This is a genomic window from Marinomonas transparens (assembly GCF_016463975.1).
Classification (GTDB): Bacteria; Pseudomonadota; Gammaproteobacteria; order Pseudomonadales; family Marinomonadaceae; genus Marinomonas; species Marinomonas transparens.
Genome location: NZ_JAEMNX010000014.1, coordinates 21,964 through 46,905 on the forward strand (window position 1 = coordinate 21,964; position 24,942 = coordinate 46,905).

General features: G+C 42.8%; 21 protein-coding genes. 5 read left to right on the forward strand and 16 right to left on the reverse strand.

What is annotated here, in order from left to right; all coding sequences use genetic code 11:
• Window positions 1–44: 44 nt before the first annotated feature.
• Window positions 45–992 carry a DMT family transporter gene (locus I8J31_RS12160; RefSeq protein WP_199468839.1) on the reverse strand — a complete coding sequence of 316 codons (948 nt, stop codon included), beginning with the start codon at window positions 990–992 and terminating at the stop codon, window positions 45–47.
• A gap of 315 nt (window positions 993–1,307) precedes the next feature.
• Here I8J31_RS12160 and I8J31_RS12165 point away from each other — a divergent pair, with 315 nt between their 5' ends.
• Window positions 1,308–2,180 (forward strand): LysR family transcriptional regulator, encoded by an 873-nt coding sequence (locus I8J31_RS12165; protein WP_199468840.1) that lies wholly within the window; start codon window positions 1,308–1,310, stop codon window positions 2,178–2,180.
• A 425-nt stretch (window positions 2,181–2,605) separates the two neighbouring features.
• Window positions 2,606–3,247 carry an NAD(P)-dependent oxidoreductase gene (locus tag I8J31_RS12170; protein ID WP_199468841.1) on the forward strand — a complete coding sequence of 214 codons (642 nt, stop codon included), beginning with the start codon at window positions 2,606–2,608 and terminating at the stop codon, window positions 3,245–3,247.
• A gap of 147 nt (window positions 3,248–3,394) precedes the next feature.
• On the opposite strand, the gene I8J31_RS12175 is transcribed toward I8J31_RS12170, so the two are convergent.
• Complete coding sequence (locus I8J31_RS12175; RefSeq protein ID WP_233402751.1) at window positions 3,395–4,180, reverse strand: autotransporter domain-containing protein; 786 nt, start codon at window positions 4,178–4,180, stop codon at window positions 3,395–3,397.
• Window positions 4,181–4,412: 232 nt separating this feature from the next.
• On the opposite strand from I8J31_RS12175, the gene I8J31_RS12180 reads away from it, so the two are divergent.
• Window positions 4,413–4,835, forward strand: a complete 423-nt coding sequence (locus tag I8J31_RS12180; RefSeq protein ID WP_199468842.1) for a nucleoside-diphosphate sugar epimerase/dehydratase — start codon at window positions 4,413–4,415, stop codon at window positions 4,833–4,835.
• Between the two features lie 125 nt (window positions 4,836–4,960).
• On the opposite strand, the gene I8J31_RS12185 is transcribed toward I8J31_RS12180, so the two are convergent.
• The gene (locus I8J31_RS12185) at window positions 4,961–5,935 is read right to left on the reverse strand and encodes a helix-turn-helix domain-containing protein (RefSeq protein WP_199468843.1); all 975 of its coding nucleotides are present in this window, start codon (window positions 5,933–5,935) and stop codon (window positions 4,961–4,963) included.
• 209 nt (window positions 5,936–6,144) lie between these two features.
• Here I8J31_RS12185 and I8J31_RS12190 point away from each other — a divergent pair, with 209 nt between their 5' ends.
• Window positions 6,145–8,268 carry a TonB-dependent siderophore receptor gene (locus I8J31_RS12190; RefSeq protein WP_199468844.1) on the forward strand — a complete coding sequence of 708 codons (2,124 nt, stop codon included), beginning with the start codon at window positions 6,145–6,147 and terminating at the stop codon, window positions 8,266–8,268.
• A 68-nt stretch (window positions 8,269–8,336) separates the two neighbouring features.
• Here I8J31_RS12190 and lhgD read toward each other — a convergent pair whose 3' ends face one another.
• From lhgD to sdhC, 11 genes are all read right to left on the reverse strand, one after another.
• Window positions 8,337–9,536: an L-2-hydroxyglutarate dehydrogenase gene (gene lhgD / locus I8J31_RS12195; RefSeq protein ID WP_199468845.1), complete on the reverse strand. Its 1,200-nt coding sequence runs from the start codon at window positions 9,534–9,536 to the stop codon at window positions 8,337–8,339.
• Window positions 9,537–9,634: 98 nt separating this feature from the next.
• On the reverse strand, window positions 9,635–9,859 hold the full coding sequence (locus I8J31_RS21225) for a cysteine-rich CWC family protein (RefSeq protein WP_369122891.1): 225 nt from the start codon (window positions 9,857–9,859) through the stop codon (window positions 9,635–9,637).
• An 82-nt stretch (window positions 9,860–9,941) separates the two neighbouring features.
• A complete protein-coding gene (gene sucD, locus I8J31_RS12205; RefSeq protein WP_199468847.1) occupies window positions 9,942–10,814 on the reverse strand; it encodes a succinate--CoA ligase subunit alpha in 873 nt (290 codons plus the stop codon).
• Window positions 10,814–11,980 carry an ADP-forming succinate--CoA ligase subunit beta gene (sucC, locus tag I8J31_RS12210; protein WP_199468848.1) on the reverse strand — a complete coding sequence of 389 codons (1,167 nt, stop codon included), beginning with the start codon at window positions 11,978–11,980 and terminating at the stop codon, window positions 10,814–10,816. Before sucC ends, sucD begins: the two co-directional genes overlap by 1 nt.
• A 91-nt stretch (window positions 11,981–12,071) precedes the next feature.
• On the reverse strand, window positions 12,072–13,511 hold the full coding sequence (gene lpdA / locus I8J31_RS12215) for a dihydrolipoyl dehydrogenase (protein ID WP_199468849.1): 1,440 nt from the start codon (window positions 13,509–13,511) through the stop codon (window positions 12,072–12,074).
• A gap of 87 nt (window positions 13,512–13,598) precedes the next feature.
• Window positions 13,599–15,098: a 2-oxoglutarate dehydrogenase complex dihydrolipoyllysine-residue succinyltransferase gene (odhB, locus tag I8J31_RS12220; RefSeq protein ID WP_199468850.1), complete on the reverse strand. Its 1,500-nt coding sequence runs from the start codon at window positions 15,096–15,098 to the stop codon at window positions 13,599–13,601.
• Window positions 15,099–15,133: 35 nt separating this feature from the next.
• On the reverse strand, window positions 15,134–17,971 hold the full coding sequence (locus I8J31_RS12225; protein ID WP_199468851.1) for a 2-oxoglutarate dehydrogenase E1 component: 2,838 nt from the start codon (window positions 17,969–17,971) through the stop codon (window positions 15,134–15,136).
• Window positions 17,972–18,298: 327 nt separating this feature from the next.
• Entirely contained in the window at window positions 18,299–19,003 is a 705-nt protein-coding gene (locus I8J31_RS12230) for a succinate dehydrogenase iron-sulfur subunit (RefSeq protein WP_199468852.1), read from the reverse strand.
• A 12-nt stretch (window positions 19,004–19,015) separates the two neighbouring features.
• Window positions 19,016–20,788 (reverse strand): succinate dehydrogenase flavoprotein subunit, encoded by a 1,773-nt coding sequence (gene sdhA, locus I8J31_RS12235; protein WP_199468853.1) that lies wholly within the window; start codon window positions 20,786–20,788, stop codon window positions 19,016–19,018.
• A 3-nt stretch (window positions 20,789–20,791) separates the two neighbouring features.
• The gene (sdhD, locus tag I8J31_RS12240) at window positions 20,792–21,139 is read right to left on the reverse strand and encodes a succinate dehydrogenase, hydrophobic membrane anchor protein (protein ID WP_199468854.1); all 348 of its coding nucleotides are present in this window, start codon (window positions 21,137–21,139) and stop codon (window positions 20,792–20,794) included.
• Window positions 21,133–21,510 carry a succinate dehydrogenase, cytochrome b556 subunit gene (gene sdhC / locus I8J31_RS12245; protein ID WP_199468855.1) on the reverse strand — a complete coding sequence of 126 codons (378 nt, stop codon included), beginning with the start codon at window positions 21,508–21,510 and terminating at the stop codon, window positions 21,133–21,135. Before sdhC ends, sdhD begins: the two co-directional genes overlap by 7 nt.
• A gap of 568 nt (window positions 21,511–22,078) precedes the next feature.
• Here sdhC and gltA point away from each other — a divergent pair.
• The gene (gene gltA / locus I8J31_RS12250; RefSeq protein WP_199468856.1) at window positions 22,079–23,359 is read left to right on the forward strand and encodes a citrate synthase; all 1,281 of its coding nucleotides are present in this window, start codon (window positions 22,079–22,081) and stop codon (window positions 23,357–23,359) included.
• A gap of 167 nt (window positions 23,360–23,526) precedes the next feature.
• On the opposite strand, the gene I8J31_RS12255 is transcribed toward gltA, so the two are convergent.
• Window positions 23,527–23,772: a hypothetical protein gene (locus tag I8J31_RS12255; protein ID WP_199468857.1), complete on the reverse strand. Its 246-nt coding sequence runs from the start codon at window positions 23,770–23,772 to the stop codon at window positions 23,527–23,529.
• Window positions 23,772–24,857 (reverse strand): DUF2066 domain-containing protein, encoded by a 1,086-nt coding sequence (locus I8J31_RS12260; RefSeq protein ID WP_199468858.1) that lies wholly within the window; start codon window positions 24,855–24,857, stop codon window positions 23,772–23,774. Before I8J31_RS12260 ends, I8J31_RS12255 begins: the two co-directional genes overlap by 1 nt.
• Between the last annotated feature and the right edge of the window lie 85 nt (window positions 24,858–24,942).

The following is a 24,942-nucleotide window of genomic DNA, read 5'->3' on the forward strand; positions in this document are numbered from 1 at the left end:
AGAATCGACTTTTGTCGACCCCCGCTTTGCACTAACTAAAAGACTTACCCTTTCCTGCTGTTCTCAGACAGAGCCAAGATAAGAACCGACCCCATCAATATGACCAGCCCAAATCCTGCTATTAGCGTCAGTTTCTCATTCAAGAATAAGACGGCTATCGCGGTTGCGGTAATGGGCTCCACCAGCACTAAGATAGAGGCGGTGGTGGCTCGGATGGCTGAAAGCCCCATATTAAACAATAAATAGGCGATTGCCGTTGGAATGAAACCTAAATAGCCGAGCAAAATGACACTGTGAAGAAGCTGGTCAGACACAGGAATCATGCCTTCTACTATGGAAAAAGGTAACAAACAAGCGGCTCCAACGGCATTGCCAAACAGGGTGACATTAAATTGATCGCTCTGGCTGTATCGTCCTATTGCTCTGGCCATTAAGGTCACGCAGGCGTAGCCAACAGCCGATAACAAAGCAAAAAACAGCCCCCATATTGAGTTAGATTCTGCATCACCACTTGTTAACAAAGTAAGCCCCAGAATGGAACAAGCAATGGTCAGTATGCCCAGCTTAGTGATTCGCTCCCCCATGGTCAGATAGGCGCCAATGGCAATCAGAATCGGCCCTAACACCAAGGTCACGACCGTTGCTATGGCTAAACCGCTGCGCTGTACCGCCGCAAAATAGGCCGTCTGGTAAATGGCTAACCCAATGCCAATCACAACAACACGCCCCCAACAGTTAACAATAAAATCGCTTCTTGCTTGCCGTTGCTCTTTAGAACTCATCATAAAAGCCGCTAATGCCAATATGCCGACGCCAATGGCGAATCGCCAAAATGACACGGCGACCGGGCCAAGACCACTGTACTCATAAAGCATCGCCGCGACGGCGCCGCCTGTCCCCCATGCGGTAGCCGCCAACCCCACATAAACCAAACCCCGATTTACCGATAAGCCAGAAGAGTGTGGCTTCGTATTGACCATTTCAGACGACATAATTGTTCCTCTTACCATCAGGCTATTTTGCTTTGGCGATAGAGTCGCTTAGCTGAATAAAATAGTAAAACGAATAGTTGGTTATGTTATTATTTGATAAACGAATAATAGAGACCATTGCACGACTGCTGTACGTACCAATACATTGTTAAAAATAGACTCAAAGTGCTCATTTATAACCCATAAACGCGGCTTTGGCATCCTGCGTCGCCCTAACACTTACATCCATGTTAGTGTCCGCTTTTTCGTCTATTTTTTCCTCGTCTTGGCTTTGCTCGCGACTTCGTGAAAAGGTCTCTAGTAAAGGTGAAAATGATGACTCATCCCGATTTTCAAATCAGCTGGTTACGGACCTTTATTGCGGTGGTCGATACTGGGTCCTTATCGGCGGCTGCGCCTTTGATTTATCGCTCCCAATCCGCTGTCAGCATGCACATCAAGAAATTAGAGAATTTGGTCGGTAGCGAGCTGCTATCAAGAGGACCGCATCACTTAGAGGTTACACCAAAAGGCCTAGAGTTACTGACCTATGCTCGTCGAATTTTAGACCTTCAAAATGAAGCTCATGATGCACTGTTCAAAAAGCAATTATCTGGGCTAATTCGCATCGGTGTGCCAGATGATTACGCCCTGTATTTGTCCCCCATATTAAGGCATTTTTCTAGCCGCCATACTGGGGTAGAAATTGAGTTAACCTGCGAACAATCAACATCGCTTATTCCTCGCATCCATAATAATGAGCTGGATATTGCGTTAGTCTCGCAAGATAAAAAAGGGCAAGGCCAATTGCTTTTTCAAGAACCCCTGCTGTGGGTCGGAGCGGAAAAATATGAAATATGGCGTAAAAAACCTTTGCCAATCGCCGTTTATGAGGCCGGCAGCATGGCACAAATAGAAACCATTTCCGCATTAAAACAATGCCACAAAAGCTATCGCATTGTGTATAAAAGCTCGGGACTATCTGGGCAGCTTGCCGCCGTCGAAAGCGGATTAGCCATCGCCGCCCTGACCCGTTGCAGCATTCCTAGTGAACTGAAAATTTTACAAAACCTACCGACGGAATACAGCTTACCTGAGTTGCAATCTATGAAGGTGGCTGTTTTACGCAGCAAACGGTCGCAAAAATCCACCGTGGTCGATGTGATGCATCAACAGATAGTACAAACACTGCAAACGGAACTGGAATAGCTAACATCCCTAAGGCTCTATTAATAAATACACTTCTGGGTTACTTGAGATGAAGTTGAAAACAAAACTAACACTTTAGTAATGAATTCCAGCCGATTTCATTGCCAAATGAGTCTTTGAGCATCACAGCGCCAACACCTAGACCAGTTTTTATTAGGTCACAGGTTCTTTGGTGCCAACACTCTTTATGAAAACCCAATGGATAAAAGCCAAAAATCATATAAAAATAGATAAGCCCTTATCCTCAAGGCAAAGAGATATAACCCAAGATTAAGAGAGAAATAACAGTTAAAAAGTGACACTAATCTGTTCTTCGTACAAGATGGTAACCATGTTCATTCTCAATTATTTTGACTTTGTAAAAATAATTGAATTAACTTGTTTTAAATAGATAAAGAGACCTTTATAAAAGGAAGGGAAACATCATGAAAATAGCATTATTAGGTGCAACTGGAATGCTTGGTAAACCCGTATTAGAAGCCATTTTGTCGGAAGGACATGACGTGACGGTCTTAGTTCGGTCTCCAGAAAAGCTTGGGGCATTACGCGACAAGGTCACTGTGGTAGAAGGCTTAATCCAAGACGAAGCCGCCATTTTACAAACATTTGAAGGCTGTGATGCCGTGATCAATATGGCCGGTGGCAAGAAAGAACCGAATCAGGCTGAGGTGTTTAAAGCCGCGACGGAAATCATTGTGTCTGCTATGAATACGCTCGGTATTAAGCGTTTGGTTAGCATTAATGGTGCTGGCAGTGTGATGCCGGGTGAAACGCTAGACTTTAAGCGTAAAGCAATGCGGTTTATGGTTAACCTGATCAATAACGGCATGATCCCAGCGAAAAAAGCGGAAATGGAAGTACTGCAACAGCATAAAGAAATTGAGTGGGTCTCTGTTCGTGGTGCTTTTCTTGTCGGTAAACCGGCCAATGGTAAGGTAGTAGCAAGTGATGTTGCTATGCCAAAAGGTGCAGTTACTCGCCTTGATCTAGGCCATTTTATGTTGGCGCAAATCACCTCGGATGAGTGGCTTCATAAAGCGCCTTTTATCGGTTCCAAGCAGGCCTAGCTTTATTGCATAACGAATATCATTCTTTAATTAGATAATAAGAAAGGCCACCTAGACTCTTAGGCGGCCTTTCTATCATTCAAATTATGTCCCCTCAGTTTCAGCCTCTTGTGATCAATTAAAAGCTATTAGTCTCATGATCCGGTGCTAAATAGTCAGTAATAAGGCTATGCCCATCTCTCTAGAGTAATTATAGGGCTCTACCATAGGTGTATCACCATCGTAATCTACCGTTGATCTGGCAATATCCCAATGTTTATAGAATGGTTCAATAATAATAGCTCGGCCTGTGCCGAAGGTTCGAGTAAAGCCAATGCTTATACGGTTTCCATAGCCCTCAGATTGGGTAAAAGACAAGTCATTATGGTCACTTCCCCCCACACTGGTATAGCTCTTGTTTTTTCCTTCAAGCAAGTAGTCAAATTCAATACGACCACTTAATGTCCAGCCGCCGCCAGCCAAGCTTGCTCTTTTAAACTCTAAGCCAAATGGCACATATAAATAAATCTGTTCGCGTTCATAACCATAACGTAATGTGCTGGACACCATACCACTCGAGTCGTCATTCAGGTTACGGTAGCCCAAGCCAATATAAGGGGTCATTCGATAGTTTGAACTGATTTTCAAATCTCGCCCGATCAAACCTCGTATTTCAAGCATTTCATCTGGGATATCTTCGATTGTCCCTGACCCTTCATAATCCATATAGCCACTAGCATAAGACGCTTCTAATGATAGAAAGTCACCATTTTTATGGGATGAAAACCGGCCAATAAATCCAAATAAAGAGCCCTCTTCTTCCATCACTGAAGGTTCTGTATAGGTAATTATGGAAGTATAAATACCTAATTGAACGTTGTTTTCAGGTGTCGCTGCGAACACACTAAAGCCAATAAATAAAAAAGGTAAAAGCAGAATACGAGTGAACTTCATTATTGCTCCATTACTCAAGTGATTGATCCATTGAAATTATCTTAGAGTTTTTTACAAAAGACCGCGAGCACAGTTGTGTAAAAACTTCTCTTATTCTTGGCACCTAGATGCCTATAGTGTGAGAGTCCATCCTATTTCCCTAGAGTCAAGTCAGCAGATATTGATGCCCTATTCATAAAAATGCGATACTGGATGGCAATCAAAATGGCTCAAATTCTAACTAAGGTTTATATTGGCTCTTACATTACAACAACGCTTATGCCGCTTTTTTAAAGCTAACACACCACCTAAAAAAGTCGTTTTTATTGGGATCGATTACCAATGCTTCACTCTATCTAAGTCCTTACTGGATAACAACCTAACTTCATCACAACCCATTGAAATAACGGCATTTATTAATGATGAACCATGGGCTAATCGCACTCAGGTACATGGAGTCACTGTCTATTCACCCAGTGAGGTATCTGCATTAATCAATAAGTATGGTGTGGACCTACTTGTACAAATACAAGGCGAGTCCATCACTATTGCAGATAATATCTGGGAAGGTATTCTGAAAACACAAGTAAGAGTAATCACTCTAGAACAAGGTCAAGACTTAGCCACTCAACAACAGATCATTTATGACGCTATGACAAAGCAAACGCCATCATAAACACCGCTTCCCTAAAAATTTTTGAGCAACTAATTAGCTAACAAGGCCATGGGGGTCAGCCGCTTTTTCTTCAATAACACGGGAAGAAGCCTTTCACTGATCTTGTTAAGTATAAGATATTGGCTTCAGAGGGCGCGGCGCATCAATCTTGGTAAAAGATGTGCGTCGGTGGGCGACACTCCAAACTCGCGTTTAAAGGCTGTTGTGAAGTTGCTCGCATGATTATAACCAGCGAGCAGAGCCGCCTCAATAATAGAGATACCATCTCGATGTAAAGCAGTGCGAGCCAGTTCTAAACGACGCAGCCTTAAATATTGTGTAATACTCATATTAAGGTGTTCGTGGGCGTAACGTTGTAAGGTAGCAGAACTCATACCCAGTTGATTACGAATACTACTTAGGCTCATGGTCAGTACTTCCTGACTATTCAATAAATCTCGAAACTGTTGCACTCGACGACTTTCTGGGCGTAAATTCACAGGCTCTTTATAAGATAAAGTATCTAACCAGCACGCCATCAATGACAAGGCAAAGCCTTCTCTGGCCATACGACTCACATAACTTTGATCATTTTGTGTCAGTAATTGCTGAGCCTGCAACCACAATATTTCTGGCAAGGCCCAATCATCGAGACCACCGTGATTCGCCAATTGCTGCTTGATGCCGCTAGATTCCATACCATTTTTTTCAAACCAATCAGGTTCTACTGACAAATATAAGGCAGACCTTTGTTCATCAGCTTTTGCATTCATTGAGCATAAGTCAGGCTCACTTAAGGTCATGACTTTCGCGTGTCTTGCTTTTTCTCCAAGCTGAGTCTTTTGCTCGCCTAGCTGGAAACGCATGTTTCCCGAGAGAAATAAGGCAATTTTAAAATTAGGAAACAGTTCTGCTTCAAAACCAAAATCTCGTATCGCTTTCGCATTGACCATGTGGAAGGTCATACCTGAAGGAAGTAACTCTGTCAGCATCATGCCTTGCATAAGAGATGCAGACTGACGATGAGTTTTAGACGTTTTTTGAGGTGTGTCTGACGTATTAACATAAAGCTGATAGCGCTTTAAGAACTGAGCATTATCTTCTAGTTCAAGGTATTCCATCAATTCATCCACCCTTAGTAAGTCACTTTGCCAGTATTACGACAAGAATACCGCTTTCATTGGCTATTTGAGGGATACGCATAACAGATTGATTACCACGCATAAGAAAGCCAATCAGTAGCTGTGGAATAATACGCCCCAGACCCTACAAATGCAATTGATTCTCTTTTACGTTTGTTGATTAATATACCTTTCTAGAGACCAAAGTCATGCCAAAATACAGACACACTCATTTATCCTTATATTTAAAAGTATCACCTTCCCTACCTATTAAAGTGGCTTCAATCGCATTATTAACATTATTTCCAAAGACACTATTAGCGACAGAAATCGAAAACAGCATTGTCATTCCAACCCTAACAATTGAAGGCAATGCTTTATACGATACAGAGTCAAGTGAAGAGATGACGGGTTATAATGTTGAAGCCGCAACAGTAGGCACAAAAACGCCAGCGGCGCTAAAAGATATTCCACAGTCGATCACCGTTCTCACCAACGACTACCTTAAAGACCGTAATATCATTCACCTCGATGATGTCGCTAAAGTAACGCCGGGGTTACGTACCTTGAGTAATGACAGCGGACGCTCCTCGATTTTTTCCCGAGGTTACGAATATGATGAAGCACTCATTGATGGCTTACCAGCGCCCATTAGCAGTGTTTACGGGTCACTCCCTTCTCTATCCGCATTTGACCGTGTTGAAATTATGCGTGGCCCTTCTGGGCTATTTAGCAGTACAAGTGAGTTGGGCGGCATCATCAACCTAGTACGTAAACGCGCCACATCCGATACTCAAGGCTCTGTGAATTTAGGTCTTGGCAGCTGGGGACGCAATCAATTAAGTGCTGATCTATCTGGGGCATTAAATGAAGACGAAAGCGTGCGTAGCCGTATCGTTCTTTCTCACGCAGATGCACCAAATGAAGTCGATCAGAATGAAAATACGGATCAAAGCCTTTACGCGACACTGGATATTGACCTAGATGATAAGACTGAACTTTCAGTCGCTGCCTTGCATCAAACAAAAAGCATTACCCCTTCAAATGGCCTACCAAGCTATGCAGACGGCAGCTTACTGGATGTTGCTCCTTCCACTTTCTTGGGTGCCAATTGGAACGACTTTAACTATGAATCAACCGATTTATTTTTAGATCTCACAAGACAGTTTGCTAATGGCGGCCGTGGACGCATAGCAGGACGTTATTCAGAACGGGATACGGATTTCCAATATGCCTTTACAGGTAGCTCAGTAGATAGCTTAGGAAATACAAGCCTTGCTGATTACCGGGGTGATCGTAGTGAAACGGCATGGGCATTGGATGCAAGCTACAGCCAGCCTTTTGAGGCAATGGGCAATATCAATGAGTTTGTTGTCGGAATAGACCATAAAAAGGATAAAAACCATTTTGATTCCTCTTATGATAGGAATATCGGTAGTATCAATATCAATACTTTTAATTCGTCCAATGTTAGCTATGCAGCTACGAATTATAGCGACCACTCTAAAGGCTCTTCTTCAGAGAAAGGTATTTATGGAAAACTAACATTCCGTCCAATTGATAATTTAGCACTCATTACGGGGGCACGTGTTAGTACATATGACATAGACAATGGCAAGCAAACAAAAAGCGAAACCCATCAACTCACATCTTACGCGGGAGCCGTTTACGACTTAACATCCTCTCAAGCGTTTTATTCTAGTTATTCAGAAGTTTTCAAGCCGCAAACGCAAAGCGATGTTAATGGCAATATCATTGCCCCTCGTGTTGGTGAGCAATATGAAATTGGTTTGAAAGGAAGCTACGATAATGGTCTATTGAACAGCCGTATTTCCTTATTCCAACTAACAGATGAAAACCGTGCTACATCAATAACAGGAAATACCTATGAGGCCTCTGGTAAAACGCAGGTTAGAGGCTTTGAGGCAGAGCTAAGTGGACAATACGGCGCTTGGGACATGTTAATGGGTTACACCTATATGGATACTAAAAACATCAGCGGTGATAAGAATGCCAACTTTAGCTCCATGCCACTGCACACTCTATCCACATGGGCCAAATATAAAATGCCTACTTTAGAAGGGATCACAGTCGGAGCTGGTCTGACCGCCATGAGTGACTTTTATTACGAAAGAGGGACACGCATAAATGCCGCCGGCTATGCCATTGTCGATGCTTCTGTTAGCAAACAAATTAATGATGATTTTAAAGTATCGCTCAATATCAAAAACCTTTTAGATAATAAATATTATGAGCGCGTTGGCACTACTGGGACGTTCAATTTCTACGGACCTTCCAGAAGTTTCATGATTAATGCCAATTACTCGTTTTAAGTAAGAAGGTTTTGCATGAAAAAAGGAGCCTATAACAGGGCTCCTTTTTTAGCTTGAGCAAGAGTATTTTAAAGAGATGTAATTTGCCTATCTAGAGTATCCACAATATAAGCTCCAATGGGAAACGCGCTGGTCGCTGCTGGAGAAGGCGCATTGCACACATGCAGGGTGCGAGTACTTTGCGAAAATAAAAAATCGTGCACTAGGCTACCGTCTTTCATCACGGCTTGTGCTCTAATACCCGCGGGATAATACTGTAAATCTTCTAATTTAATTTGCTCACAATACTTTCTCACTTGCGCAAGGTACCCCGGTTTGTACCATGAATTTTTCGTTTCGACCAAACCAGTACGCCAATGCTTAAACAGTAGTTTCCAAAAACCTGAAAAACGCACCATGTCTAGAATATCCCTTGGGCTAATGTTTATGCGCCCATAACCTTCTCGCTTCCATCCTTGTACCGCATTTGGGCCTACCGTGACGGACCCGTCTATCATACGAGTAAGGTGCACACCTAAAAAAGGCAAATCTGGGTCAGGTATAGGATAAATAAGGTGGTTCACCACATTATTGAATTTGCTTGGCAATTGATAATATTCCCCCCTAAAGGGAATAATCTGAAAGTCTGTGGGGATGTTGAGCATTTTAGTCAGCCGATCAGCCATCAAACCACTACAACTGACCAAGTACGAGGCACTCACTACATCATTATCCAATGTGATAGTAACCTGCTCATGGCTTTCGCTCAGATCAACCACTTCACTGCCTAACCGGAGATCACCTCCGCCTTTAACAAATAATTCGGCTAACTTCTGACAGACATGGCGGTAATTCACTATGCCCGTAGAAGGAACAAAAAGTGCCCCTATTCCTTTTACATTAGGCTCTCGCTCTTTAAGTTGTTCTTCATCCAGCTTAATCACCTCAAGGTCGTTTTCTAAACAACGTGTATAGAGAGCATCCATTCGTTGTTTTTCAAGTTCGTTGGTGGCGACTAACAACTTTCCACATTGATCAAAATCGATGTGATGCTTATGGCAAAATGTTTTTGTTGCCTCTGCTCCCTGTTTGCAAAACTTGGCTTTGAGACTGCCCGGTGCATAATACACTCCCGCATGTATCACTCCAGAATTATGGCCTGTCTGATGCGTACCTACCTCTTGCTCTTTATCAATTAATACAATATTCCATTGGGGATAACGCTTTTGCAGTTGCCAAGCGGTAGACAAGCCCACAATTCCGGCACCTATTACAGCGATATCATACATTTGTTCCCCAAACCGGCTAACCATTCAACACCTCTTTTTATTATTATTTGGAACTCAGCATGCCATTTAAAGTAACTTAAGCACGACAAAAGACCGCTTTAACTATCGATAGCGAAACGCCTAATAAATTCTCCTTTATCTTGATGGTACTGCGCGATGCACTTTTGACAAACACACACCGAAACGGACTTCTCTTTCGGAATAAGTTGTAGCATCTCATTGGGAACATTAACGGCAAAGCACCAACAAGGCTGACTGTTTTTAACAGCAGAGTTTTTATCAATAGCGCAATTATTATTCTCTAAACAAAATGGACATTCCATCAATCATTTTACTCAGCTTAAACAAAAAATCCCTGCATAAAGCAGGGATTTTAATCAGTAAAACGTTATTGAAAAAGCCAGCTTACCAGCCAGTCAATTCTTTCAATGCAGAACCAATATCAGCCAAAGAACGAACGGTTTTAACACCAGCGTCTTCTAGGGCTGCGAATTTCTCATCTGCCGTACCTTTACCACCAGAGATGATAGCGCCAGCATGACCCATACGCTTACCAGCAGGAGCAGTAACACCCGCAATGTAAGAAACAACAGGTTTAGTCACATTTGCTTTGATATAAGCAGCCGCTTCTTCTTCAGCCGTACCACCAATTTCACCGATCATCACAATCGCTTCAGTTTGTGGGTCGTTTTGGAACAATTCCAATACGTCGATGAAGTTAGTACCTGGAATTGGATCACCACCGATACCAACACAAGTAGATTGACCAAAGCCTGCATCAGTAGTTTGTTTAACTGCTTCATAAGTCAAAGTACCTGAACGAGATACGATACCTACTTTACCTGGCAGATGAATATGACCAGGCATGATACCAATCTTACATTCACCAGGAGTAATAACACCTGGGCAGTTAGGGCCAACTAGACGAACACCTAGAGCATCACAAGCCACTTTACAATCAAGCATATCCAAAGTAGGAATACCTTCAGTAATACAAACGATCAACTTGATGCCAGAGTTAGCCGCTTCAAGGATAGAGTCTTTACAGAAAGGAGCAGGTACATAGATAACAGACGCTTCAGCGCCCGTTGCTTCAACGGCTTCTTTTACTGTATTGAATACAGGCAGGCCTAGGTGAGTTTGACCACCTTTACCAGGTGTTACACCACCAACCATTTTTGTACCATAAGCAATCGCTTGCTCAGAATGGAAAGTACCCTGTCCGCCAGTAAAACCCTGACAGATAACTTTAGTATCTTTATTAATTAATACAGACATTATTTGCCCTCCGCAGCTTTAACAACTTGGATAGCTGCATCTTTAAGACTGGTAGCCGCGATGATATCAAGATCAGATTTCGCTAGTACTTCACGACCAAGGTCAGCATTCGTACCCTCTAGACGTACAACAACAGGTACGGTAACACCAACCTGCTCAACGGCACCGATAATACCTTCAGCGATCATGTCACAACGAACGATACCACCAAAGATGTTAACCAATACGGCTTTAACATTGTCATCAGAAAGAATGATTTTAAATGCTTCAGCAACACGCTCTTTTGTCGCACCGCCGCCGACATCTAGGAAGTTAGCAGGTTTGCCACCATGTAGGTTCACGATGTCCATAGTACCCATCGCTAGTCCGGCACCGTTAACCATGCAACCGACGTTTCCATCTAGTGCTACGTAGTTAAGCTCCCACTGTGCGGCATGTGCTTCACGCTCATCTTCTTGAGATGGATCATGAAACTCTTGCATTTTCTTCTGGCGGTAAACTGCGTTGCTATCAATACCGATTTTACCATCTAGACAATGGAGGTTACCTTCATCCGTGATCACTAGAGGGTTAATTTCTAGCAATGCAAAATCATAGTCATGGAACATTTGTGACAAACCAAGGAAGATCTTAGTGAACTGCTTGATTTGTGCTGGGTTAAGACCCAATTTAAATGCCATTTCACGTGCTTGATAAGGTTGAGCACCAACAAGAGGATCAATGATCGCTTTGTGAATTAGCTCAGGGGTTTCCTCAGCCACTTTCTCAATCTCAACACCGCCTTCAGTAGACGCCATGAAAACGACTTTACGAGTTGAACGGTCAACGACTGCACCTAGATACAATTCGTTGGCAATGTCAGTGCAAGATTCTACAAGAATCTTAGCGACTGGCTGGCCTTTCTCATCTGTTTGATAAGTAACTAGGTTTTTACCTAACCAGTGCTGCGTAAACTCAGTAATTGCGTCATAAGAATCAACAAGTTTTACACCGCCCGCTTTACCGCGACCACCTGCGTGTACTTGAGCTTTAACAACCCACTTGTCACCACCGATTTTTTTCGCCGCTTCCACCGCCGCTTTTGGCGTGTCTACTGCGTACCCTGTAGATACTGGCAGGTTATAATCAGCAAAAAGCTGTTTAGCCTGATATTCATGTAGGTTCATTTGATTCTTCCGCTCATCTTAATGATTGACATAAGCTCTGTCCGTTAAGACAGAAATTGCCGGCTCGTGGCCGGCAAATCTATTTTTTTTATTAACGCTTTTTACGGTTTGCAATATGAATTGCATGGCCATCTACTGCCAACGCGGCTTCGTGTACTGCTTCACTTACTGTTGGGTGAGCAAATACAGTCAAAGCAATGTCTTCTGCCGTAGAACCAAATTCCATTGCAATAACCGCTTGTGCAATCAAGTCCGCCGCATGACCACCAATGATATGGCAACCCAAGATGCGATCTGTTTCTTCACAAGCGATAATTTTAACAAAACCATCCGTATCATTCGCCGCCATAGCGCGACCAGATGCTGCAAATGGGAACTTACCCACTTTATATTTTACACCTTCCGCTTTCAGCTCTTGCTCATTTTTACCAACCCAAGCAAGCTCTGGGTGAGTATAAATAACAGAAGGAATGCAGTCATAGTTCATTTGTGCTTTATGACCAGCGATAATGTCTGCAACCATCACACCTTCTTCAGATGCTTTATGTGCCAACATTGGACCACGAACGATATCACCGATCGCAAAGATACCAGGTACAGAGGTACGGCATTGTTCATCAACAAAAACAAAACCACGCTCATCTAGATTAACGCCTGAGTCACCAGCCAAACAACCATCAGTAAATGGCTTACGGCCAACTGCAACGATCAATTTATCAAAAGTTTGCTTCTGCTCTTCACCTTTAGCGTCAAGGTAAGTCACTTCTACTTCTTCACCGTTGATCTGACTACCGGTAACACGAGCACCAAGACGAATATCTAGGTCTTGTTTTTTGAAAATCTTAGCCGCTTCTTTAGCAATATCTTGATCACAAACACTCAAGAAAGAGTCTTGCGCTTCAAGAACCACAACTTCAGATCCTAGGCGAGCCCATACAGAACCAAGTTCAAGGCCAATCACACCAGCACCGATAACACCAAGACGTTTAGGTATTGCTCGGAAATCTAATGCACCTTCGTTATCAACAATAATGTCGCCAGTACGTGGAGCAGGTGGAATGTTTACTGGAATAGAACCTGTCGCCAAAATGATGTTTTCCGCATCAATGACAGTCACGCTACCGTCATGCGCTGTAAACTCAACTTTTTTGTTCGCTAGAACCTTACCAAAACCTTCAAAACTGGTCACACCGTTCGCTTTGAATAAACCAGTAATACCGCTGGTCAATTGATCAACAATTTTATCTTTACGATCAACCATGGCATTCACATCCATAGCGACATCGCCAACGCTGATGCCATGCACGCCATAAGACTCTTTTGCATCATGGTATTTTTGAGAAGAATCAAGCAATGCTTTGGAAGGAATACAACCAACGTTCAAACAAGTACCACCTAAACGAGGCTTGTTTCCTTTGTCTAACCATTTTTCGATACATGCTGTTTTCAGACCTAGCTGAGCAGCACGAATTGCAGCAACATAACCACCAGGGCCGCCACCGATTACAACAACATCAAATTTATCAGACATAAGAGGTTCCATTTTATCAGTCAAACTAAGCAGCGCTTGATAAGCGCTGCTACAGTATCAATTCATACACTCTATTGGTACGAATACTTAGATTTCAAGCAATAGACGAGCTGGATCTTCAAGCAAGTCTTTAATCGTTACCAAGAATTGCACAGCTTCTTTACCATCGATCATACGATGATCATAAGACAGTGCTAGATACATCATTGGTTGGATGACAACCTGACCATTTACCGCCATTGGACGATCTTGAATTTTATGCATACCCAAGATAGCTGTTTGAGGCGGATTAATAATCGGCGTAGACATCAAAGAACCAAAAGTACCGCCATTAGTAATGGTGAAAGTACCACCCTGCATATCATCCATACCCAATTTACCGTCACGACCGCGAATAGCAAAGTCCATGATAGTAGATTCAATATCTGCAAGGCCCATCGCTTCAGTATTGCGAAGTACAGGAACCATCAAACCACGATTCGTAGAGACTGCTACACCAATATCTTGATAGCCATGGTAAACCATGTCATTGCCATCGATAGAAGCGTTCACCGCTGGGAAGCGTTTCAATGCTTCTGTTGCCGCTTTCACAAAGAAAGACATAAAGCCAAGCTTAGTGCCATTATGAGTCTTCATGAACTCATCTTTGTATTTCTTACGGATCTCCATAACAGGACCCATATTGACTTCATTATAAGTCGTCAATAAGGCAGCGGTTTGTTGAGCTTCGACTAAACGTTTGGCTATCGTGGCACGTAGACGAGTCATAGGAACACGTTTTTCGATACGGCCATCTGCGCCAAGAGCTGGCATCGCAGCTGGCGCGGCAGCAGCCACAGGAGCAGAAGTTTTCGCTTTAGCTGCTGCATCTACATCTTCTTTAGTAATACGGCCACCTTTGCCTGTACCCTTCACTTGTGCTGCAGAAAGACCAGCTTCAGCCAGTGCTTTACGTGCGGCAGGACCAGCAACACCGTCTTCGTCAGACTCAACAGCAACTGGAGCAGTTTCAGCTACCGGCGCTGCGGCAGAACCAGAAGCACCAACTAGGAAATTCCCTAATATTTCAGCGCTCTGCACTGTATCGCCTTCATTTTTAAAGATTTCGCCAATGGCTCCAGCGGCTGGAGCAACCACTTCAAGAACCACTTTATCGGTTTCAATATCAACAATGTGCTCATCGCGAGCACAAGCTTCACCCGGCTGCTTGTACCAAGTAGCAACGGTACCGTCAGCAACAGATTCAGGAAAAGTTGGCGTTTTTATTTCAACCGTTTCTGAAGCGCTAGAGGCTGGCGCCGCCGCAGCAGGCGCAGCTGTTTTTTCAACAGATGCAGACGATGCTGCTGCGCCAGACTCGAAGGTCGCAATAACTTCATCACTCAACACGGTATCACCTTCAGCTTTAACGATTGTCTCAAGTACACCGTCAGCAGGAGCAACGACTTCCAAAACAACTTTGTCAGTCTCAATATCAACAATTAGCTCATCACGCTTACACGCTTCGCCTGGCTGTTTGTGCCAAGTAGCAACAGTACCGTCTGCTACGGATTCTGGAAAAGTAGGTGCTTTAATTTCAATACTCATTTTATACCCTTATCTCTCTCTGACAGGCTATGGTACTAACCAACTAATGCGTCGTTGACCAGCGCTTCTTGTTCTTCAACATGGATTGACATATAACCAGCGGCTGGCGCAGCAGACGAAATTCGACCTGCGAAGCTAATTTTCAGTGCTGGATATAACTTTTCCAATACTCGGTTCATACGATGACGATTGGCATGCCAAGCACCTTGGTTTTTAGGTTCTTCTTGACACCAAACCAAACGCTCAACATTTTTATACTGTTCTAATTCAGATTCAAGGTCTGCATATGGGAACGGGTACAATTGCTCCAAACGTATCACGGCAACATCATCTTTTTTCAGCTCTTCACGACGATTAATCAAATCGTAATAAATTTTACCGCTACAAAGAATAATGCGTTTCACTTTATCTGCAGCCACCGTCTCTGACGCTTCTGGCAATACTGTTTTAAAGCTACCTTCCGCTAAGTCTTCTAATGTTGAGATAGCTTGCTTATGACGCAGCAGACTCTTAGGAGACATGATAATCAAAGGTCGACGCATAGGTCGAATCGCTTGACGACGGATAATGTGGAATATTTGAGCTGGTGTAGTAGGTACACAAACTTGAATATTAAATTCCGCACATAATTGCATAAAGCGTTCTAGACGAGCAGAAGAATGCTCTGGGCCCTGACCTTCATAACCATGAGGCAACAACATAGTCAGACCACATAAACGTCCCCACTTATGTTCACCACTGGTAATAAACTGGTCAATCACCACCTGTGCACCGTTAGCGAAGTCACCAAATTGTGCTTCCCAGATAACCATGCCTTCTGGGGACGTAGTCGAATAACCATATTCGAAGGCTAGAACCGCTTCTTCCGACAAGTAAGAATCATACAAATCAAGCGTTGGCTGATCGTCTGATAAGTGCTTCAAAGGAACATAAGTGCTACCGTCTTTTTGGCTATGAATAACCGCGTGACGATGGGAGAAAGTACCACGACCAGAATCTTGGCCAGTAATACGTATCGGATAATTTTGCTCAAGCAAGGTAGCAAAAGCCAAGGTTTCAGCATAACCCCAATTAAGAGGAAGCGCCCCTGCCGTCATTTTATCTCGATCTTGGTAAATCTTTTGAACTTGACGTTGAACCACAACCCCATCAGGGATAGTGGTCAATTTCTTCGCTATTTCTTGCAATTTAGCAAGCGGGTATGTGGTATCACCCGCATCCGTCCATTCAACCCCTAAATAAGGTTTCCAATCGACGAACAGCTCAGATTTTGGCTCTAGTACCAAGCTCTTAGAGACATGACGACCATTATCTAAGTCTTCTCGGTTTTCATTCACCATTTGATCGGCCGTTGCTTGAGAAACAACAGACTCTGCAACCAAACGCTCAGCATATAAAGTTCGAGTCGTTTTTAACTTGTTGATGATGCTATACATCAATGGTTGAGTACCGGAAGGCTCGTCTGTTTCATTGTGTCCACGACGACGATAACAAACCATGTCGATCACAACGTCACGACCAAACTCATAACGATAATCCAAAGCAAGCTGAGTAATAAACAATACTGCTTCCGGATCATCACCATTTACATGGAAAATAGGAGCCTGAATCATCTTAGCAACATCTGTTGCGTATTCGGTAGAACGCGAGTCCTCTTGACGGTTAGTCGTAAAGCCAACTTGGTTGTTGATCACAATATGAACCGTACCACCAGTGCGGAAACCTCGGGTTTGAGACATTTGGAACGTCTCCATGACCACACCCTGACCAGCAAAAGCCGCATCACCATGAATGGAGATAGGAACAACAGCTTTACCAGTAGTATCTTTACGACGATCTTGGCGCGCTCTAACTGAACCTTCAACAACTGGAGAAACAATCTCTAAGTGAGATGGGTTAAAAGCAAGAGCGATATGAACTTCCCCGCCCGCCGTCATCACATTAGAAGAAAAGCCTTGGTGGTATTTAACGTCACCAGAAGTATTAACCAGTTTCTTACCTTCAAACTCGTCGAACAAGTCTTTTGGGCTCTTACCTAAGGTATTAACTAATACGTTTAAGCGACCACGGTGGGCCATACCAATCACAACTTCTTTCGCACCTAATGCGCCAGAACGCTGAATCAGCTCATTAATCATCGGGATTAAGCTTTCGCCACCTTCAAGGCCAAAACGCTTTGCTCCTGGATAGCGACTAGCGAGGTATTTTTCCAACCCTTCCGCAGCAGTCAAACGTTCAAGTAAACTTTCACGGGTTTCTTGGGAAAATTCAGGATGGGAACGCACGGACTCAACACGCTGTTGAAGCCAGGCTTTTTCTTGCGTATTAACAATATGCATGAACTCATAACCTATGCTGCTGCAATAGGTTTTTTCAAGCTCAGCCACAATTTCACTTAGCTTCATAGAGTCTTTATTAAAGAACAAAGAACCTACGTTAAAACTGGTATCCATATCCGCGCCTGTCAATTGGTGATAACCAATATCTAGGTCTGCGACTTTCTCACGTTTTTGCAATCCAAGCGGATCAAGTGTCGCATGCTGATGTCCACGCACTCGATAAGCATCAATCAATTGCAATACATTAATTTGTTTCTGCTCGTGATCAGAACTAACCGCACCATCCGACGAAACAGGCATAGAGCGAAATTTATTCTTACCAATTTGCAAAAACTGCTGTTGAATTACTGAATGGGGAAGGTCCGTCGATTGTGCCTCACTAATGCGGGGCAATTGGTCAAAACATTTCCGCCATTCTTCCGATACAGAGTTCGGATCGACAAGGTAGCTTTCAAACAACCCCTCTACATATTCCAAGTTTCCACCTGAAAAATGCGAAGTGCTCCATAGCAACTCCATTAAACTTTCGTGCATTCTCGATCACCCTTATGTTCGAGCCAGCTACCGGGGTCCGGTATCGATCTAAAATCAAGATCAATCATTTTAAGGCCCGCAAGGCTGTTAAAGCCTCATTTTTTTTGTTTACTTTCTCGCTTCTTCCAACTTCATTCACCTAAAACATTAACCTACTTAACTAAAAAACTAAGTTTAGCCGATTAACACTCTAGTGAAAGTCGAATTTTAAATTCTTTTTATTACATTCTCTACTACAAAAGATGTAAAAACGGCGGCATTGAATAGATCTCCAAGCCGCCAATTTCATATGGTCGCATCAAACACAATGATAGACCACGCTATTCATCAAGTCGCTCTTTGTAGAAGCATAGTACGAATACTACCAATTGCTTTAGTTGGGTTTAACCCTTTAGGACATACATTTACGCAGTTCATGATACCGTGGCAACGAAACACACTGAACGGATCATCTAGATCACTAAGACGTTCTTGCGTTGCCGTATCACGACTATCAGCCAAAAAGCGATAAGCCTGCAACAGACCAGATGGGCCAACAAATTTATCAGGATTCCACCAGAATGAAGGACAAGCTGTCGAACAACATGCACACAAGATACATTCATATAATCCATCAAGTTTTTCACGCTCTTCTGGGCTTTGCAAGCGCTCTATTGCTGGAGCCGGTGTATCGTTAATAAGGAACGGACGAATTTTTTCGTACTGTTTATAAAACTGCCCCATGTCAATAACAAGGTCACGTACTACAGGTAAACCAGGAAGTGGGCGCAATACTAACTTATCATTCTTGGCCGCCTCTGAGACGGGTGTAATACATGCTAAACCATTTTTACCTGACATATTCATACCATCTGAACCACACACACCTTCACGGCATGAACGACGGTAAGAAATAGTCGTATCCTGAGCTTTTAGCAAATTCAGAACATCCAACACCATCAAGTCTTTACCTTCCGGCAAATCAATCTGGTAATCCTGCATATATGGCGCATCGTCCACCTCAGGATTGTAACGATAAATACTAACTAACATACTGAGTACTCCTTAGTACGAACGAATCTTAGGTGGAAAAGCTTCCATTGTCTTCGGTTTAAAGTTCACGTCACGCTTAGTGACAGTTTTATCCGTAGGATGGAATAAAGAATGCTTCAACCAATTTTCGTCATCACGCTCAGTAAAGTCATTACGGGCGTGTGCACCCCGGCTTTCTTTACGAAATTCAGCAGGAATTGCTGTTGCTTCTGCAATTTCAAGCAGGTTTTCAAGTTCCAACGCTTCAATTCGGGCCGTATTAAATGCTTGGCTCTTATCATCAAGACTTAAATTCTCAACACGGGTACGAATCACAGCCAATTGTTTCAAACCTTCTTGCATAGATGCACCATCACGGAACACACCAAAATACAGCTGCATCACTTTTTGAAGCTCAGCACGCACTTCTGCAACATTTTCACCGTCGGTTGAGTTATTTAAACGATTCAAACGCGCCATAGCTTTTTCAATGTCAGTATCATCGGCACTTAATGACTCAAATCCTTCATCGAGGGACTTTTTAACCTGTAGGCCAACGGCACGACCAAATACAACCAAATCAAGCAATGAGTTGCCACCAAGACGGTTTGCACCATGTACAGAGACACAAGCAGCTTCACCACAAGCGTAAAGCCCATCAATAATGACATCTTCGCCATCGGCATTTTGTTTAATTGCCTGACCGCCAACATTCGTTGGAATCCCGCCCATCATGTAGTGGCAAGTAGGAACCACTGGAATAGGCTCTTTTACTGGGTCAACATGAGCAAAAGTACGAGACAATTCAAGGATACCTGGTAGACGTTTATTAAGAGTCTCTTCACCTAGATGATCTAATTTCAATAGTACATGATCACCTTCGGGGCCACAGCCACGACCTTCAAGAATTTCAAGAATCATAGATCGTGCAACAACATCACGACCTGCAAGGTCTTTCGCGTTTGGCGCATAACGCTCCATAAAGCGTTCACCATCTTTATTAATCAGATAGCCACCTTCACCACGACAACCTTCTGTTACTAGCGTACCCGCACCATAAATACCCGTTGGGTGAAACTGCCACATTTCCATATCTTGCATCGGGAAGCCAGCGCGCAATGCCATGGCAACACCATCACCCGTGTTAATATGTGCGTTAGTAGTAGACTGATAAATACGGCCAGCACCACCGGTCGCCATTACCGTTGCCTTCGCTTTCAAATAGACGGTTTCACCTGTTTCCATGCAAATAGCAATAACACCAACAATGGCACCTTCACTATTTTTTACTAGATCAGTGGCATACCACTCATTAAAGAAAGTAGTACCACCTTTCAGGTTAGCTTGATAAAGCGTATGTAAAAGAGCATGACCAGTACGGTCTGCAGCGGCACAGGTACGAGCAGCCTGACCACCTTTACCAAAATCTTTAGATTGCCCACCAAATGGACGTTGATAAATACGCCCTTGCTCAGTACGGGAAAATGGCAAACCCATATGCTCTAGTTCAAAAACCGCTTGCGGGCCAACAGAACACATGTATTCAATTGCGTCTTGGTCACCTATATAATCTGACCCTTTAACAGTGTCATACATGTGCCAACGCCAATCGTCATTTGGGTCATCACTGGCAATTGCACAAGTAATACCACCTTGGGCAGACACTGTGTGCGAACGAGTAGGAAATACTTTAGTAACACATGCGGTATCTAAACCTGACTCTGTTAACTGAAGTGCAGCACGCATACCTGCGCCACCACCACCGATAACAATGGCATCAAAAGAAAGAGTACGAATATTTGCCATTACTTATAGCCCCCAAAGAACCTGAACACCCCATACGACATAAACAAACATTACAAAGCCGCATAGAGATTGAAAGAAAAAACGAAGACCGGTTGCTTTTATATAGTCGGTAGAAATCGACCACAAACCAATCCACGAGTGAATACCAATGGACAAAAGCACCATTAAACTGAAGATACGCATCCATGTTGCTGCAAATAAACCGCTCCATTGATCGTATGTAAGATCAGGATTCAGCAACAAGTAACCAATAATAAAAACTGTATATAAAGACAACACGAGTGCAGAAACACGCTGCATCATCCAGTCGTAAAGACCTGAACGACCAAAACTTGTAATTTGAGTTACCATATCCACACTCCTGCTAACACAATTAGAACCGCAGCAATCACAAGGTTTGCGATGGCAGCATTACGTCCACTTTCCAATTCTTCAAAATACCCCAAATCCATAAACAAATGTTTTACACCTGCAACGAAATGGTACATCAATGCAGAAACTACACCCCAAATAATAAACTTCGCCAAAAAGTTTGTTTGGAGTGTTGTAACGACTTGATCAAAACCTTCTTGAGATTCCAAGGAAAGGTCAAACGCATAAAACAAGAAGGCCAAACCTACAAAAAGGATGATTCCTGTTACACGATGAAGAATAGACACTATTGCTGTGACTGGCTGAGATATTGTTAAAATATCAAGGTTGACTGGTCTTTTTTTGTTCACGACTTTTACACCATTTTATCGATTGAATGGTCAATCACGACCCAATGGCTATACGTAACTACTTTTACATTAGATCAAATGTAGTATAGCTACGTCATAGGCCTGCTTTGAAAATCTCATCGATTTGCCCACCAATATTTAAAAGCGACTCTCTTTTATCCATTAATATCAGCAAATCAATGAAATCGTCTGGGCGTAATTATAGACCAGCGAAAAATACTAAGACAAATAGACTGAACAAGAGCTTTTCAATGATCGCCATTCAGCAAATGAATGTAGCCATAAACCGAAACAATAATGGTATAAAATTACATTTTTTAATTCGCACAAAAAACAAATAAAATACCTATTTATCAATAATTTACAAAACACCTAAGATTAAAAGCCTTTGTCTGAAAGCACTCGTTTCGTCAGATGATTACCAAAAACACCTCAAAATATAACGAGATTGCAAGTTAACAAGATTGACTTTTATAGTGCAGAAACAGTATTTTTTCCGCACCTTCTGGGCAGAGAAGCGTCAATCCACGACCTCTTGCCCCGGATCAGAATATGAAGGAGACCATAAATGGCTGATAAAAAAGCGCTACTCACAGTGGATGGGATCGATCAAACCATCGAATTACCTGTTCTTTCAGGTACTTTAGGCACAGACGTTATCGACGTACGCAGTCTAGGCTCTCAAGGTGTATTCACCTATGACCCAGGATTCATGTCTACAGGCTCTTGCGAATCTGCTATTACTTATATAGATGGTGACGCTGGAATCCTTCTGCACAGAGGCTATCCAATTGCCCAACTTGCAGAGCACTCGGATTATTTAGAAACTTGTTACCTCCTGCTTTATGGAGAGCTTCCAGATAAAACACAAAAAGCAGAGTTTGAAAAAACCGTTGGTAAACACACCATGGTTAACCAATCTATGCATAAGTTCATTGAAGGCTTTCGTAATGATGCCCACCCAATGGCAATAATGTGTGGCTTAGTCGGTGCACTTTCTGCTTTTTACCAAGACCATATGGATATCAATAATCCAACGCATCGTGAAATCGCAGCCTTTCGCTTGATTTCAAAAATGCCTACCTTGGCAGCAATATGCTACAAATATTCTAAAGATCAACCTGTTATGTACCCACGTAACGACCTATCTTATGCAGAAAACTTTTTGTACATGCTATTTGCAACACCTTGTGAAGATTACAAAGTAAACCCCGTGTTCGCTAAAGCAATGGATCGCATTTTTATCCTACACGCAGATCATGAACAAAACGCTTCAACCTCTACGGTTCGTTTAGCTGGCTCTTCTGGTGCCAATCCATTTGCTTGCATTGCAGCTGGCATTGCAACTCTTTGGGGGCCTGCACACGGTGGCGCAAATGAAGCAGTACTGACTATGCTTGAAGAAATCGGTGATGTTGAAAACATCGATACCTTCATTGCTAAAGCAAAAGATAAAAACGATCCATTCCGCCTAATGGGGTTTGGTCACCGTGTTTATAAAAACTTTGATCCACGAGCAAAAGTAATGCGTGAAACCTGTGATCAGGTACTCGCTGAACTAGGCATGTCAAATGACCCGCTGTTGAAAATTGCTAAACGTCTTGAACAAATCGCCCTTGAAGACCCATATTTTGTAGAACGTAAGCTTTACCCTAATGTGGACTTTTACTCTGGCATTATTATGAAAGCAATTGGCATCCCAACCAGTATGTTCACGGTAATTTTTGCCATGTCACGTACTATAGGCTGGATTTCACATTGGAATGAAATGATTAGCGGGCCTTATAAAATTGGCCGCCCTCGCCAACTTTATGTCGGCAAGCCTGAACGTGACTACCCAACTGAGTAGAAAGGCTTTCGTTTCCTAAAATGAAAACAGCAATATAAAGTCATAAAAAAACCGCGCTATGCGCGGTTTTTTTATGAATCAAATAAATCCCCATAACTCTTTTCACGATGCCATGAGCACAGTAAAGACTATTTTTAACGCAGTATTGCAAGCGCAAGAGTCGTGACCTACTCTTCGTCTTCTTCAACTATCTCAGTAATAGTTGAACTCCCACATTTTAAACACTCCCCTTCAATCCAAACTCGATCAGCACTGGAGTATTCCTTAGGGTTCTTCATACCTAAATCCACTTCTGCACAGTGATTACACCAAGTTTGTGACAAAAAATCCTGCTGCTCTTCCACTGAACGCGCAAAAAAATCTTGCTCAACAACCGCTTCAGTTACTGGAATATCTTTTGTTTCTTCTAACATTATTTCGCTCCACTGTACTGGAAAGACTCTACTCGATTTGCATCTGGATCAAGGGCACTTAATGGTGCATTCAGCAACAAACGATTTAACGCGATACTGTTAAGTAACTTTTGCTTATCACCATCAATATCAACAGAGAATTCGACCTTATCACCTTCTATTTTAGATAAGAGTACATCTCGAACCACACCAATACTCTCTAAATAGGATTGCACCTTATTCATAATGTTATAGCCAGTAATACCAGATACTTGCAGCTGTAAGCGACTACTCGATTGATTATTACGCACCGCTGCATATCGGCTAGAAAAGGCTTTCGCTAAATCCGCACTGGCCTGATCGAGGATTTCTTGCTGATTAGAGCCAGTTAAATTAAACCGCTGAACATCCCCATCACTAAACAAAAGTAATAAGCTCCCACTAACCTGACCAGAAAAGTTACTAATTCGTATCGCCGCAACCGAATCCGTTTGATAACGCTTGCTAGCAGCCGCTACCGTATCTTCAAAAAAACCCCAAACATCCGCAGCAGTAATGGCATTTTTATCAACATCATCTAATAAGGGTGCATAAATCGGCACACCAATTAATGTCGCAGATTGAGCCAAACCATTTAATAGCGCAGAAGGGGCTTTAGAACCCGCAAGCGTTCGAACCCCATTATTCTCACTCACCAGCCAAATCAATACCGAAGGTCGATTACTTCCCCAAACGGGTAAATTATTTTGCGTCAGGAAGCTGTCTATCGATTCTTGATAAAAAGTGACTTTAATTTGCTTACCCAATACCAAACCATCACCAGAGGGCAGTAATTCAGAAAGCGCCGTAACCGAATGCTGAGCCACCCAAGTAGACGCAGCTTGTTGCGCTTGCTGCAGCACCTCGCCCGATATCGCCGCTTTATTACCAGACACCCGAACTAAAACCTGTTGAGCCGCCAAAGAAAAGGCCTCTTGCAACATTTTTGCTTCAGAATCGGTCGCTGGTAAATTAATTTCCGCCTGATAAAGTCCCTTAACAGGAACTGCCATGGCGAAAGGCATTAAAAAAACACTAACTAACAATAAAAATATACGAGAATTCATAGCCCTTCCTTCGTTTATTTCCCTATTCTACTGTCTTAATGATAAAGAACCATAGCCCTAATGCGTCACTATGTTAAAATGCGCC

Bases quoted from the DNA above. Each gene is read 5' to 3' on its own strand.
- sdhA (WP_199468853.1), bottom strand. From the start codon at position 20,788: ATGGCAAATATTCGTACTCTTTCTTTTGATGCCATTGTTATCGGTGGT.
- odhB (WP_199468850.1), bottom strand. From the start codon at position 15,098: ATGAGTATTGAAATTAAAGCACCTACTTTTCCAGAATCCGTAGCAGAC.
- I8J31_RS12175 (WP_233402751.1), bottom strand. From the start codon at position 4,180: ATGAAGTTCACTCGTATTCTGCTTTTACCTTTTTTATTTATTGGCTTT.
- I8J31_RS12165 (WP_199468840.1), top strand. From the start codon at position 1,308: ATGACTCATCCCGATTTTCAAATCAGCTGGTTACGGACCTTTATTGCG.
- lpdA (WP_199468849.1), bottom strand. From the start codon at position 13,511: ATGTCTGATAAATTTGATGTTGTTGTAATCGGTGGCGGCCCTGGTGGT.
- sdhD (WP_199468854.1), bottom strand. From the start codon at position 21,139: ATGGTAACTCAAATTACAAGTTTTGGTCGTTCAGGTCTTTACGACTGG.
- sucD (WP_199468847.1), bottom strand. From the start codon at position 10,814: ATGTCTGTATTAATTAATAAAGATACTAAAGTTATCTGTCAGGGTTTT.
- I8J31_RS12230 (WP_199468852.1), bottom strand. From the start codon at position 19,003: ATGTTAGTTAGTATTTATCGTTACAATCCTGAGGTGGACGATGCGCCA.
- sucC (WP_199468848.1), bottom strand. From the start codon at position 11,980: ATGAACCTACATGAATATCAGGCTAAACAGCTTTTTGCTGATTATAAC.
- I8J31_RS12170 (WP_199468841.1), top strand. From the start codon at position 2,606: ATGAAAATAGCATTATTAGGTGCAACTGGAATGCTTGGTAAACCCGTA.
- lhgD (WP_199468845.1), bottom strand. From the start codon at position 9,536: ATGTATGATATCGCTGTAATAGGTGCCGGAATTGTGGGCTTGTCTACC.
- I8J31_RS21225 (WP_369122891.1), bottom strand. From the start codon at position 9,859: ATGGAATGTCCATTTTGTTTAGAGAATAATAATTGCGCTATTGATAAA.
- I8J31_RS12260 (WP_199468858.1), bottom strand. From the start codon at position 24,857: ATGAATTCTCGTATATTTTTATTGTTAGTTAGTGTTTTTTTAATGCCT.
- I8J31_RS12225 (WP_199468851.1), bottom strand. From the start codon at position 17,971: ATGCACGAAAGTTTAATGGAGTTGCTATGGAGCACTTCGCATTTTTCA.
- I8J31_RS12190 (WP_199468844.1), top strand. From the start codon at position 6,145: ATGCCAAAATACAGACACACTCATTTATCCTTATATTTAAAAGTATCA.
- I8J31_RS12160 (WP_199468839.1), bottom strand. From the start codon at position 992: ATGTCGTCTGAAATGGTCAATACGAAGCCACACTCTTCTGGCTTATCG.
- I8J31_RS12255 (WP_199468857.1), bottom strand. From the start codon at position 23,772: ATGTTAGAAGAAACAAAAGATATTCCAGTAACTGAAGCGGTTGTTGAG.
- I8J31_RS12185 (WP_199468843.1), bottom strand. From the start codon at position 5,935: ATGGAATACCTTGAACTAGAAGATAATGCTCAGTTCTTAAAGCGCTAT.
- gltA (WP_199468856.1), top strand. From the start codon at position 22,079: ATGGCTGATAAAAAAGCGCTACTCACAGTGGATGGGATCGATCAAACC.